The sequence below is a fragment of the Streptomyces daliensis genome, assembly GCF_054782395.1.
In genome coordinates, this window is the sequence record NZ_BAAGSO010000125.1 from 1,905 (window position 1) to 14,534 (window position 12,630).

The 12,630-nt window shown below is 72.5% G+C and carries 10 protein-coding genes; 5 read left to right on the plus strand and 5 right to left on the minus strand.

From position 1 onward, the window contains the following. The 5 genes from ACYVOO_RS35940 to ACYVOO_RS35960 all read right to left on the minus strand — a co-directional run. The coding region (locus tag ACYVOO_RS35940; protein WP_461019929.1) for a glycoside hydrolase family 30 protein at positions 1-1,436 on the minus strand (1,436 nt) is incomplete at its 3' end. A 119-nt stretch (positions 1,437-1,555) separates the two neighbouring features. Next, positions 1,556-2,962 carry a GH1 family beta-glucosidase gene (locus tag ACYVOO_RS35945; RefSeq protein WP_461019930.1) on the minus strand — a complete coding sequence of 469 codons (1,407 nt, stop codon included), beginning with the start codon at positions 2,960-2,962 and terminating at the stop codon, positions 1,556-1,558. A 20-nt stretch (positions 2,963-2,982) separates the two neighbouring features. Further along, positions 2,983-3,870, minus strand: a complete 888-nt coding sequence (locus tag ACYVOO_RS35950; RefSeq protein ID WP_461019931.1) for a carbohydrate ABC transporter permease — start codon at positions 3,868-3,870, stop codon at positions 2,983-2,985. Then, positions 3,863-4,885, minus strand: a complete 1,023-nt coding sequence (locus ACYVOO_RS35955; protein ID WP_461019932.1) for a carbohydrate ABC transporter permease — start codon at positions 4,883-4,885, stop codon at positions 3,863-3,865. The genes ACYVOO_RS35950 and ACYVOO_RS35955 overlap by 8 nt, the downstream gene beginning before the upstream one ends. Before the next feature lie 13 nt (positions 4,886-4,898). After that, positions 4,899-6,290, minus strand: coding sequence for an ABC transporter substrate-binding protein (locus tag ACYVOO_RS35960; RefSeq protein ID WP_461019933.1), 1,392 nt, complete (start codon positions 6,288-6,290; stop codon positions 4,899-4,901). A gap of 140 nt (positions 6,291-6,430) precedes the next feature. Here ACYVOO_RS35960 and ACYVOO_RS35965 point away from each other — a divergent pair, with 140 nt between their 5' ends. The 5 genes from ACYVOO_RS35965 (at position 6,431) to ACYVOO_RS35985 (ending at position 12,311) form a co-directional block, all read left to right on the plus strand. Further along, on the plus strand, positions 6,431-7,726 hold the full coding sequence (locus ACYVOO_RS35965; protein WP_461019934.1) for an ROK family transcriptional regulator: 1,296 nt from the start codon (positions 6,431-6,433) through the stop codon (positions 7,724-7,726). 96 nt (positions 7,727-7,822) lie between these two features. Continuing rightward, positions 7,823-8,752, plus strand: coding sequence for a sugar kinase (locus tag ACYVOO_RS35970; protein WP_461019935.1), 930 nt, complete (start codon positions 7,823-7,825; stop codon positions 8,750-8,752). A gap of 348 nt (positions 8,753-9,100) precedes the next feature. Beyond that, positions 9,101-9,751 carry a bifunctional 4-hydroxy-2-oxoglutarate aldolase/2-dehydro-3-deoxy-phosphogluconate aldolase gene (locus ACYVOO_RS35975; protein ID WP_461019936.1) on the plus strand — a complete coding sequence of 217 codons (651 nt, stop codon included), beginning with the start codon at positions 9,101-9,103 and terminating at the stop codon, positions 9,749-9,751. 146 nt (positions 9,752-9,897) lie between these two features. Then, the gene (locus tag ACYVOO_RS35980) at positions 9,898-10,899 is read left to right on the plus strand and encodes an NAD-dependent epimerase/dehydratase family protein (RefSeq protein ID WP_461019937.1); all 1,002 of its coding nucleotides are present in this window, start codon (positions 9,898-9,900) and stop codon (positions 10,897-10,899) included. An 83-nt stretch (positions 10,900-10,982) separates the two neighbouring features. Beyond that, positions 10,983-12,311: a cytochrome P450 family protein gene (locus ACYVOO_RS35985; RefSeq protein WP_461019938.1), complete on the plus strand. Its 1,329-nt coding sequence runs from the start codon at positions 10,983-10,985 to the stop codon at positions 12,309-12,311. Positions 12,312-12,630 lie beyond the last annotated feature (319 nt).

Here is a 12,630-nt window from a genome sequence, read left to right on the forward strand (position 1 = left end):
AGGGACCTGCCGCTCTCGGTGACGGAGAAGGCGCGGGCGCCGTCCGTCGCGTTGAGCACCACCGCGGCCCGTGAGCCGTCCGGGTTCTCGAAGGCGACGTTCTGCACCCCGCCGGGCCCCTCGGTCGTGGAGCCGATGCGGTGGGCGCCGCGGTCGACGAACCGGGACAGATGGCCCAGCGTGTAGAACTCGGCGTTCTTCGCGACGTTCCCGCCGTCGATCTCCACGACGCCGTTGCAGCGGGTGCCGCAGTTGCCGAAGTGGGGCCCGCCCCTCCCGTCGAGGGCCAGGTTCCACAGCACGACGGTCTCCGCGCCCGCGCGCATGCTCCGGATCACCAGGTTCTCCGTCTGCCACTTGAGGCTGTCGGCGAAGGTCCTCGACGCGTCGTCGCTGTCGGTGCCCGAGCACTCGGTGAAGAAGACCCGCGCGCCCGTGTCCCGCACCTGCCGCTGTGCCTCGGGCTGCCCGCCGTAGCAGTGGAAGGCGGCGCCCTGGACGCGCTCGATGTCCGACGTCTCCGCCAGGACGTCGAGCGGATAGTCGGGCCGGTCCCAGTTGTGGTCGTAGGCGAAGAGATGGGTGCCGCGGCCAGCCGCCGTCAGCTTCCCGTCGAGGACGCGGAAGAAGTCCGCCTGCTCGGCCGCCGACATGCCCATCGACGGATACGTCGTCTCGAACAGGGGCTCGTTCGCGACGGTCAGATCCTCCAGCGGTACGCCCGCCTCGCCGTACGCCTGGATCGCCTTGACGAGGTAGTCGGCGTAGTCGCCGTAGTGCTCGGGCTTCAGCCTGCCGCCCTCCAGCTTTCCGCCGTCCTTCATCCACGCGGGCGCCGACCAGGGCGAACCCATGAACCGGATGCCGGGGTTGAGGGAGCGGGCCTGGCGCAGCAGGGGCAGGATCTCCTTCTCGTCGCGGGCGATGGAGAAGGCGCCGCGCCGGTCCTCGTAGGAGTAGTAGGGCAGCTCGGCGACGAAGTCGCTGCCGCCCAGGGGCTGGCGCAGATAGTCGAGGCCGATGCCCTCGCCGTCCTCGGTGAAGAGGTCGGCCATGAGCTGGTCGCGCTCGCCCTGCGGCAGCCCCGTCAGCAGCCGCGCCGAGGCTTCCGTGACGGACGCGCCCGCGCCGGTGAACCGCTGCTCGCGCACGCGTGAGTCCACGGAGATGTCGGTCTGCTGCGGCGTGCCGTCGAAGGCCAGATCGGCTTCCCTGGCCAGCCGCTTGCCGCCGCCCGGGGTGGTGACCCACACCTGGGCGCTCGTCGCGGCCGACGGCCTCGCGCCGTCCGCCTGTGCCTGTGTCTGTGCCTGCGCGGCCAGGACGCCTCCTCCCGCCGTGAGTGCCAGCACACACGTCAGCGCGACGGTTCTCCGTTGCTTCCGTCTGCCCTGTCTCTCCTGGCTCCCTTGCGCCTTCCCTTGCGTCCTTCTCATGATGCGGCTCCTTCATGTGGGGGATGGAGCTTCTCGGGATGGAGCTGCCGCCCTCCGGGCGGACGAAAAGGGGGAGATCCCGCCGCGACGGCGTCCCTTCCGCCGCGACGGGACGCACCTCACGCCGCGCGCCGCGCCCTCCTGCGGTGCTCGCGGACGTGGTCGGCGTAGCGGCGCCCGCTGCCCTTGACGGTGCGCCGCTGCGTCGCGTAGTCGACGTGGACGAGGCCGAAGCGCTTGTCGTAGCCGTAGGCCCACTCGAAGTTGTCCAGCAGGGACCAGGCGAAGTAGCCCGCGAGCGGGGCGCCCTGGGCGACCGCGTCCGCGCAGGCGGCGAGGTGCTGGTCCAGGTAGCGGGCGCGCTCGGGGTCGTCGATCTGCCCGTCGGGGCCGACGGTGTCGGGGTAGGCGGCGCCGTTCTCGGTGACGTAGAGGCAGCGGGCGCCGTAGTCCTCGGTCATGCGCAGCAGCGTCTCGGTCAGCCCGCGCGGGTGGACCTCCCAGCCCATGCCCGTGTGGTGGGACTCGGGCAGCGGGACCTGGCGGGCGCGGGGGAGGGGCCCCGTGGGGTCGTCGGCGACGACGTTGCGGAAGTAGTAGTTCAGGCCCAGCCAGTCCAGCGGCGCCGCGATGGTCTCCAGGTCGCCGGGGCGCTCGGGCAGGTCCACGCCGTACAGGTCGAGCATGTCCTGCGGGTAGCCGCGCCCGTGCACCGGGTCCATCCACCAGCGGTTGGTGTGCCCGTCGGAGCGGCGTGCGGCAGCCACGTCGGCCTCGTCGTCGCTCGCGGGCTCGCAGTGGGTGAGGTTGTTGACGAGGCCGACGCGTGCCCCGGGAACGGCGGCGCGCAGCGCGGCCGTCGCCAGCCCGTGCCCCAGGTGCAGGTGGTACGAGGCGCGCACGGCCGCCGTCAGATCGGTCAGGCCAGGGGCCATCAGGCCCTCCAGGTGGCCGATCCAGGCGGAGCACAGCGGTTCGTTGAGCGTCGCCCAGTCCTTGACGCGGTCGCCGAGGCGTTCGGCGACGACGGACGCGTAGGCGGCGAAGTGCTCGGCGGTCTCGCGCTCCGGCCAGCCGCCCCGGTCCTGGAGGGCCTGCGGCAGGTCCCAGTGGTAGAGGGTGGGGAAGGGCGTGATGCCCGCTTCGAGGAGGGCGTCGGTGAGGCGGTCGTAGAAGGCGAGGCCGCGCTCGTTCACGGGCCCGTCGCCTCCGGGTACGACGCGCGGCCAGGCGATCGAGAAGCGGTAGGAGTCGACGCCCAGCTCCCGCATCAGGGCGATGTCCTCGCGCCAGCGGTGGTAGTGGTCGCAGGCCACGTCGCCGGTGTCGCCGCCCGCGACCTTGCCTGGGGTGCGGGAGAAGGTGTCCCAGATGGAGGGTGAGCGGCCGTCCTCCGCCGCCGCGCCCTCGATCTGGTACGCGGCGGTGGCCACGCCCCAGCGGAAGTCCGCGGGGAGCGCGCTCAAGTTGGACGGGGCGGGCCGGGCGGACGGGGCGGGCGGGACGGAGGCGGAGGGGTCGGACACGGAGTTCCTTTCCGTACGGGTCACTTGACGGCCCCGGCGGTGAGACCGGCGACGAGATAGCGCTGGAGCAGCAGGAACCCGGCGACGACGGGCACGCTGGCCACGAGCGAGGCGGCCATGACCTGGTTCCAGTAGACCTGCGTCTGGGTGGCGTAGCCCTGGAGGCCGATGGCGAGGGTGCGGGTCGTGTCGTTCGTCATCACCGAGGCGAACAGCACCTCGCCCCAGGCGGTCATGAAGGAGTACACGGCGACGGCGACGATCCCCGGCACGGCGGCCGGGACGACGACGCGGAAGAGCGCGCCGACCGGACCGCAGCCGTCCACGAGGGCCGCCTCGTCGAGGTCGCGCGGGATGGAGTCGAAGTAGCCGATCAGCATCCACACGGAGAACGGCAGCGTGAAGGTGAGGTAGGTGAGGATGAGCGCGCCGCGCGAGCCGTAGAGCGCGATGCCCGTGGCGTTCCCGAGGTTGACGAAGATCAGGAACAGGGGCAGCAGGAAGAGGATGCCGGGGAACATCTGCGTGGACAGGATGGTCACGGTGAAGACCCGCTTGCCCCGGAAGCGGTAGCGGCTGACGGCGTAGGCGGCGAACGTCGCGATGACGACCGAGCACAGGGTGGCCGCGCCCGCCACGATGAGGGAGTTCAGGAAGTAGCGGGCGAGCGGGACGGTGTCCCAGATGTCGATGTACGGGCGCAGCGTGAGCCCGCTCGGTATCCACCGGAAGGCGCCGGAGACGTCCTCCAGGGGCTTGAGGGAGCTGCTGACCATCACATAGACGGGCGTGACCGCGAAGACCGTGAGCAGCGTCAGCACGATCCGCCGGGTCCACACGAAGGCGGCCGGGGGCGCGGTGGGCGACGGGTGACCCGCTTTCGCCGTGCCCGTGGAGAGCCTAGGCATCCTGTTTCCTTCCCCGGCCGCCGCGGTTCGTGACCAGCAGATACGCGGCCGTCACCACGAGCAGGAACAGCAGCAGCAGGACGGACATGGCCGAGCCGTAGCCGAAGTCCCAGGTGGCGAAGGACGACTGGTAGATGTGGACCGAGATGAGGTCGGCCGCCTCTGGCGCCGACTTGCCGAAGAGGATGTAGGGCACGTTGAAGTCGTTGAAGGTCCACAGGAAGAGGACCAGGACGAGGACCTGGTTGACGGGCTGGAGCGACGGAAGGGTGATCCGGCGGATCTGCTGCCAGACCCCGGCCCCGTCGAGCTGGGCCGCCTCGTACAGGTCGCGCGGGATGTTCTGGAGCGCGGCCGTCAGGATCAGGAAAGCGAACGGCCAGGTCCGCCACACGGAGACCACGACGAGCGCGGTGAAGCTGTTGTCCCCGATCAGCCAGAACGACGGCGAGTCCGTCACCCCGAGCTGGTCGTGGAGGACGTGGTTCACCAGGCCGTTGTCCCGCTGGAGCATGAAGGACCAGGTGATGACGGCGGTGTAGATCGGCAGCGCGTACGGCGTCAGGAACACGGCGCGCAGCACCCCGCGCCCCCGGAAGCCGTCCTGCGTCAGGATCGCCGCCGTCACCCCCAGCAGCCAGGCGAGGCCCACGGCGAGCACCGTGAACGCGCAGGTGACGGCGAAGGAGTGCAGCAGGGCCTGGCCGACGGGCGCGTCGACGTCGACGGCGACGCGGAAGTTGTCGAGGCCCGCCCAGGGGGCCGCGCCCCAGTCGCGGATGTACTGCTGGCTCAGGTCGCGGAAGCTCATCAGCACGCCGACGGCCATCGGCGCCAGGTGAATGAGGATCTCCAGCAGGAGCGCGGGCAGGAGCAGCAGATAGGGCAGCCCTGCCCGGCGCACGCGGTCGGGCAGCAGGTGCCTGCGCCGGGTGCGGCGGGTGCGCCGGGAGGGCCTGCCGCCTGTGGGGGGTGGCGTGTCAGGGGGTGTACGGGGAGGGCTGAGCGCGGTCATCGGCTGCGCTTCCTCACTTCTTCATCTGCTGCTGGGCCTTGGTCAGCCGCTCCTGTACGGAGCCGGTGGTGACCTTCCGCCCGGCCGCCGCGTCGGCGAACAGCTCCTTGATGGCGGTGCCGACGAGCGTCTCGAACTTGGACTCGTCGGCGACCTGGGGGAGGGGCGCGGAGGAGGAGGCCAGCGTCTCGCGCAGCACCTTGAGGTCGGGGGTGCTGAAGGCCGGGTCGTCCTGGGCCGCCTCGACGGGCGGGACGGCGCCGTAGGTGGCGTTGAGCTTGCGCTGCTCCTCGTCCGAGGTCATGAACTTCACGAACTTCATGGCGCCGTCGATGTTGTCGGTGTTCTTGAAGACGGCCAGGTTGATCCCGGCGACCATCGAGTTGACGGCGCGCTCCCCGGTGGCTCCCTCGGCCTGTACGGGGATGGGCGCGACGCCGTACTCGTCGGACTTCATCCCGTGGGACTTGAGCGAGGTGGCGGCTGCCTGCCACATCAGCATGGCGGCCTTCCCGGTGGCGAAGTCCTTGACCGACTCGTTCTTGGCGTACTCCGCGTTGCCCTCGGCCGCGATCCCGTCGCCGGCGAGGAAGTCGATGTACTGCTTGACGGCCTTGACGGCGGCGGGCGAGTCGAAGTCGGGCTTGCCCGAGGCGTCGAAGAAGTCGTGTCCGTGCTGCTTGCCGAGGACGCAGGCGTGGTGCGCGTTCTCGACGGGGTTGCCGCCCTCGACGGCGAGCCCGTAGTGCCCGTCGCCCGTGAGCTTCTCGCCGGCGTCGACCAGCTCGTCCCAGGTGGCGGGCGGTTCGTCGATGCCCGCGTCCTTGAGCATCTTCTTGTTGTAGTAGAGGCCGTAGGCCAGCGAGTACAGCGGCACGGCGGCCGGCGGCTTGCCCTCGGCGCCCGTCGCTGCGAGTGCGGAGGGGACGAAGCGGTCGCCGCCGCCGATCTGCTTCAGGTTCTTCTCGTCCCAGGCGAGCAGCGCGTCGGTGGCCTGGAGGGAGGCCGACCAGGTGTTGCCGATGTTGAGGACGTCGGGGCCCTGTCCGGAGGAGGTGGCGGCGAGGATGCGGTCCAGGAGGCTGTCCCAGGGGACGACCTCCAGCTTGACCTTGATGCCCGTTCGCTTCTCGAAACGCTTCAGCTCGGGGGTGAGCACCTTCTTGTCGTGCTCGATGCTGGCGCCCTGGTTGCTGGCCCAGTAGGTCAGCTCCTTGGGCTTCTCGTTGCTGCCCTCCTCGCCGCCGGTGGTCGAGCCGCCCCCGCAGGCTGCGGTGGTGGCGGCGAGCGCCAGGGCGAGGACACCGACGGCGGCGGTCCGCGAGGCGCGTGCGGTCCGCGCGGTACGGACGGTGCGGGTGGCGCGCGCGGTGTGTGCGGCGGTACGGACTCGACTGGTGCGCATGGTCAGTTGGCCCCTCTCCGAGGCGGCTGCGTTCGACCTCTGAATGGTCGCCCGGCTTAATTCACGGCGTGAGTTAAGTAGTGAGAGAAGAGCCCGTCAAGACTTCTGACAGAGGTAGGTTCGGTGCGGGAGGGAGCCACATGGCAGAACGGAACAAACGCACGGTGCGCGACCTGCGGCGCACCAACCGGGCGGCGCTGCTGCGCCATCTGTATTTCGAAGGGCCCCTCAGCAGACAGGAGTTGGGGCAGGGGACGGGCCTCAGCTCCGGGTCCGTCAGCAACGTGGCGGCCGAACTCCTCGCCGAGGGCGTGCTGGAGGAGGCGGGCTCCGTCGAGTCCGACGGCGGCCGTCCCCGCACCCTGCTGCGGGTGGCCCCGCACAGCGCGTACCTCATCGGCGTCGACGTGGGCGAGACACGGGTGCGCGTCGAGCTGTTCGACCTGACGCTCGCGGAGGTCGCCCGCAGCGAACTCCCGCTGGAGGACGGCGGACACGACGTGACGCTCGTCGTCCGCCTCATCGCCGACGGGCTCCGCGAGGTGCTCGCGGGCGCGGACGAGGGGCCGGGCGTGGGGGCGGACGTGGGGGCGGACGTGGGCGGGGGCCCGGGTGCTGACCCGCTGGGCAGGCTGCTGGGGATGGGCGTCGGCGTGCCCGGCATCGCCGAACAGCGTCCCGAGGGCGGCGCGTTGGTGCACGCCCAGACCATCGGCTGGGACGCGGTGCCCCTGGAGGCGCTGCTGCGCGCTGCGGCCGGACTGCCCCGTGAGGTGCCGGTGCTCGTGGACAACGGCGCGAAGACCCTCGGCCAGGCCGAGATGTGGTTCGGCGCCGGACGGGGTGCCCGCGACGCCGTGATCACCCTGCTCGGCTCGGGCGTCGGCGCCTGCGTGGTCACCGGCGGCGTGCCCTACGGAGGCGCGGCCAGCAGCGCGGGCGAGTGGGGCCACACGGTGCTGAACGTGCGGGGCCGCCGCTGCCGCTGCGGCGCGCTGGGCTGCCTGGAGGCGTACGTCGGTGCCGGGGCGGTGCTGGAGCGGTGGCGCGAGGCGGGCGGCAGCCCGCTGGAGGGCGACGAGGAGACGGCGCTCGCGGGGCTGCTGGCGACCGAGGGGGAGGGCGTGGCAGCGGTGGAGCGGGTGCTCGCCGAGACCGCCGAGTACCTGGGCGCGGGCCTTGCCGACCTGGTGAACCTCTTCAACCCCGAACGCATCGTGCTCGGCGGCTGGGCGGGACTGTTGCTCGGGCCACGGCTGTTGCCTGCGGTGCGGGAGGCGACGGGAGCGTACGCTCTTCGGTATCCGGCGGCGCGTACGGCCATCGAACTGGGGCGCCTGGGGCCGGACGCGGTGACCGTCGGAGCGGCGACACTGCCGCTGCTCCGCTTTCTGGATGCGGGAGGAAGTGCCCCGGGGGTGGCTTTGTCGGCCTGAGCGGGTAACGTTCCCCACAGAGAGTGATGCCGTGCGGGCAGATGTGGGGAGATACCGGTGGTAAACGGACCGGAAGCGGTTACGTGCGGTGAGGCCATGCTGTTGATGCTGGCCGAACCCGGCATGCCGCTGGACCGCGCGGTCTCCTTCCGGCGCTCCGTCGCCGGTGCCGAGTCCAACGTCGCGCAGGGACTGGCCCGGCTCGGGCACTGGGCCCGCTGGATCGGCCGCGTCGGCGACGATCCGGCGGGGGAGGCCGTCATGCGGGAGCTGCGGGCGGACGGCGTCGATGTCTCCTGCGCCGAGATGGATCCCGAGGCCCCCACGGGGCTGCTGCTGCGCGACAGCCACGAGCGGCGCCCCATCGACGTCCAGTACTACCGCTCGGGCTCCGCCGCCTCCCTCCTCGCACCGGCCCATGTCAGGGCCGAGGCACTGGAAGGGGCGCGGGTGGTCCATGTGACGGGCATCACCCCGATGCTGTCCGAGTCCGCCGCGCGGGCCACATGGGCGCTGATCCAGCGGGCCAGAGACGCGGGCGCCGTGGTCTCCTTCGATCCGAACGTGCGGCGCAAGCTCGGCACCGACCACCAGTGGATCCGCACGGTGGGCCCGCTGCTCAGGGAGGCCGATCTCGTCCTCGCGGGGGAGGACGAGCTGGAACTGCTGCTGGGCGGCGGCGCGGAGGAGGCGGCGAAGGCGCTGCTGAACCTGGGCCGGGCCCGCACGGTCGTCGTCAAGCGCCGCGATCACTCCGCGGTGTCCATGGACCACGACGGGCAGTGGACGCAGCGGGCCTTCGAGGTCCCGGTGGCCGATCCCGTCGGCGCGGGCGACGCGTTCGCCGCGGGCTGGCTCTCCGGCTGGCTGCGCGGGCTGCCGCCCGAGCGCTCCCTGGCCGAGGCGGCGTGCGTGGCGGCGCTCGTCGTCCAGGCGCCCTCGGACACGGACGGGCTGCCCACCGCCTCGGCACGCGACCGCGCCCTGGCCTCCCTCACCCGCGGAGGCGAGACCGTGCACCGCTGAACGGCCCGCCACGGCGGGCACCGCGTACGGACCGGCACCACCACCGCAAGGCACCACCGCAGGCACCATCCAGGAACGGCGCGACGCACGTACCGCACCGCCGCGCGGCGGTGCGGTACGTGACGGGCGCGCGAGCCCGGCACGCCGGCGAGGCGCCGCGCGGGCGGCGGAGCGGCGTCGGCCGAGCGGCACCGCACCACAGGCACACGTAACGAGTACGCGCACAAGCAGCAAGTACAAGCACCGGCACTAGCACAGGCACTGGCTCCGACACAGGCACGAGCACTGGCACGAGCACTGGCACAGGCCCGGGAACCGAGCAGGCGACAAGAGAGGCGGCGAACTGCCGTGTACCGCTGGGAGATCACCCGCGTCGCGCTGGAACAGCGCGTCTTCGCCATCGTCCGCAGCGACAGCTACGAACACGCGACGGCGTCGGCCGACATCCTGCTGGGCGCAGGCATCACCAGCCTGGAGATCTCGCTGACCACTCCCTTCGCACTGGAGGCCATCAGCACCCTCCGCCGCGAGACCGGCGACGACTCCGTCATCGGCGCGGGCACGGTCCTGGACGCGACGACCGCCAGCATGGCCGTCGACGCGGGCGCCCGCTTCCTCGTCTCGCCCAGCCTCGACGCCGAGGTCATCCGCACCGGGCACCGCTACGGCATCCCCGTCTTCCCCGGCGTGGCCACCCCCACGGAGATGGTCCGCGCGCTGGAACTGGGCGCCGACGCGCTCAAGCTCTTCCCCGCCTCGGGCCAGCACCCGGGCTGGCTCAAGGACGTACGGGCAGCGCTGCCCCAGGCGGCGCTGCTGCCCACGGGCGGCGTCACGCTGGACACGGCGCCGGAGTGGATAGCCGCCGGAGCGGTCGCGGTGGGCATGGGCTCGGCCCTCGCGGAGGGCGACAGGGAGACCGTGTCCAAGCGCGTCACGGAACTGCTCCAGCGCCTGGAGGACGCGGTTCCGGTGACCCCGCGCCGCAGGCGCCGCTGACGGGGGGACGTCGGCCGGGGCGTTCGGCCGGGCGCGGTGACGGCAGCCCGGTCCACGAAGCCCCGTCCAGGAAGCCCCGCCCACGTCGGGCTCCGCTGTCGGCGAACCCGCAGGGCACCCGGCGTCCCGGGTGCTTGAGTGGCCGGATGGAGATCCTGGTACTGGGCGGCACGGCGTGGGTGGGCCGGGAGGTGTCCCGGCAGGCGCTCGCGCGTGGTCACCGCGTGACCTGCCTGGCACGCGGCGAGAGCGGCGAGGTCGCGGAGGGCGCGCGGCTGGTGCCCGCCGACCGTCGCGTACCGGACGTGTACGAACCGCTGCTCGACCGGGAGTGGGACGCCGTCGTCGAGGTCTCGTGGCAGCCGGGCTTCGTGCGCGGCGCGCTCGAAGCGCTGGGCGCCCGCGCCCGGCACTGGACCTACGTCTCGTCCATCAGCGCCTACGCCTCCCACGCCGCCCCGGGCGCCGACGAGTCCACGCCCCTCCTCGCTCCGACCGCGCTCGGCGAGGTGGACCGCTCCTCGTACGGCGAGGCGAAGTCCGCCTGCGAGGAAGCCTCGAAGGCCGCCGTCGGCGACCGTCTCCTCGTCGCCCGCGCGGGGCTCATCGGCGGACCCGGCGACCACACCGGACGCTCCGGCTACTGGGCGGCCCGCGCCGCACGTGATCAGCTCGGGCCGATGCTGGTGCCCGACGTGCCGGACATGCCGACGCAGGCCGTCGACGTACGCGACCTCGCCGCCTGGCTGCTCGACGCGGCGGCGAACGGGACCACCGGCACGTACGACGCCGTCGGCCCCGTCCTCCCGTTCGCCGAGTGGACCGAGCTGTCCCGCGAGGCGGGCGGGCACACCGGGCCCGTCGTCACCGCCGACTCGGCGTGGCTGCTGGCGCACGGTGTGGCCGAGTACATGGGGGCCGAGTCGCTGCCGATGTGGCTGGTGGAGCCGGGCTGGGAGGGGATGTCGGCCAGGACGGGCGCCGCGGCACGCGCCGCCGGGCTGCGGCACAGGCCGCGCGCCGAGCTGCTGGCCGACACGCTGCGCTGGGAGCGGGCGCAGGGCCTGGACCGGGCGCGCCGGGCCGGGCTGAGCGCGGCGCGGGAACGCGAGCTGCTCGACGCGCTCGGTGCGCCCGATGTGCTTTGACGTGTTCGGCCGGGGTTGAGCGGCGTCGAACCCCTGGCCGGATAACGGTGTTGACGTGCGGCGGCGCCCGTACGATCGCACGCATGACTGACGGGACACAGGCGACCGCCGCACCGCACCCGACGACTCCCGCCCCCGTGGCAGCTCCCCCGGGCACCCCCGACGGCGCCCGCACCGGCCCCCTCGCGGACGCCATCGCGGCGGCGACCGGCGCCGACGGCGTGCTCGATCTGGACGCGCTGGGCGACCTGTTCACCAGGGACCCGTATCCCGTCTACGCGTGGCTGCGCGAACGCGGCACCGTGCACCGGGTCCGCATCCCGGAGGGCACCGACGCCTGGCTCGTCCTGGGCCACGAGGCGGCGCGCGCGGCGCTGAACGACGACCGGTTCTCCAAGAGCTGGGCGCACGCCTCGTCGGACCTCGGCCTGGAGAAGCTCTCCTCGGGCACCAGCATGCTCGTCTCCGACCCGCCCCGGCACACGCGGCTGCGCAAGCTCGTGGCGCGGGAGTTCACCGCCCGGCGCGTGGAGGCGATGGCCCCGCGCGTCCAGGAGATGACCGACGAACTCCTCGACGCGATGCTGGCACGCGCCGACGGGCGCGCCGACCTGCTGGACGCGCTGGCCTTCCCGCTCCCGATGTCGGTCATCTGCGAACTCCTCGGCGTGCCCTTCCTCGACCGCGACAGCTTCCGCGGCTGGACGGAGGCGATCCTCACGGCCACGCCCGCGACGATGGGCAGGGCCGCGGCGGCGAAGGAGTCGGCCGACGCGTATCTGGCGGCCCTCGTGGAGCGCCGCCGCGACGAGCCGGGCGACGACCTGTTCAGCGGGCTCATACGCACGACCGACGAGGACGGCGACACGCTCTCGTCCGCCGAACTCATGGGCATGGCCTGGCTGCTGTTGGTGGCGGGACACGAGACCACGGTGCACCTCATCGCCAACGGTGTCCTCGCGCTCCTCACGCACCCCGAGCAGCTTGCCGCGCTCCGCGCCGACCCGTCGCTCATCGACAACGCGGTCGAGGAGATGCTCCGCTTCGACGGCCCCGTGGAGACACCCACCTACCGCTTCACCCTCGACCCCGTGGAGATCGACGGCACCGTCATCCCCGGGGGTGGCGCCCTCGTGCTTCCCGTCCTCGCCGACGCTGACCACGATCCCGCGCGCTTCCCCGAGCCCGGCCGGTTCGACATCCGCCGCGAGACCCGGGGCCACGTCGCCTTCGGGCACGGCATCCACTTCTGCCTCGGTGCGCCGCTCGCCCGGCTCGAGGCACGGACCGCCATCGCCACGCTCCTGGACCGCGCCCCCAACCTGGCACTCGACACCCACCCCGACGCCCTCACCTGGCGCCCCGGCATGCTGATCCGCGGCCCCCGCCGCTTGCCGGTCCGGTTCGCGTAGGGGGAGGGGACGGGTCCCCTTCGCGGGGTGCGGAAGGGAACGGGGGGTTGCCCCGTGCGTCGGGGGTGTTGCGCGGGACGGTTGGCCTGTGTGGTGGGTGCTGTAGGGTCCCGCGCTGGTTTTTGTGCCGCGTCACGGGGGTGCTGGGCGTGTGGCTTGGCGCCGTGTTCGGGTGCGGCTGTGTGGCTTCGGCGCGGTGTGTGGTTGCGGTGCGGTGCGGCTGGGGCCGCGTGGTTCTTGGTTTGTGCCGGTGGTTGTGGGGTTGGTGTGTGGTGGGGGTCGGTGCCGCGGTGGGGTGTCTCCTCGGGCGGCGACAAGT

Coding starts and splice junctions, on each gene's coding strand:
- ACYVOO_RS35950 (WP_461019931.1), bottom strand. CDS start 3,870: ATGCCTAGGCTCTCCACGGGCACGGCGAAAGCGGGTCACCCGTCGCCC.
- ACYVOO_RS35955 (WP_461019932.1), bottom strand. CDS start 4,885: ATGACCGCGCTCAGCCCTCCCCGTACACCCCCTGACACGCCACCCCCC.
- ACYVOO_RS35960 (WP_461019933.1), bottom strand. CDS start 6,290: ATGCGCACCAGTCGAGTCCGTACCGCCGCACACACCGCGCGCGCCACC.
- ACYVOO_RS35965 (WP_461019934.1), top strand. CDS start 6,431: ATGGCAGAACGGAACAAACGCACGGTGCGCGACCTGCGGCGCACCAAC.
- ACYVOO_RS35970 (WP_461019935.1), top strand. CDS start 7,823: ATGCTGTTGATGCTGGCCGAACCCGGCATGCCGCTGGACCGCGCGGTC.
- ACYVOO_RS35980 (WP_461019937.1), top strand. CDS start 9,898: ATGGAGATCCTGGTACTGGGCGGCACGGCGTGGGTGGGCCGGGAGGTG.
- ACYVOO_RS35985 (WP_461019938.1), top strand. CDS start 10,983: ATGACTGACGGGACACAGGCGACCGCCGCACCGCACCCGACGACTCCC.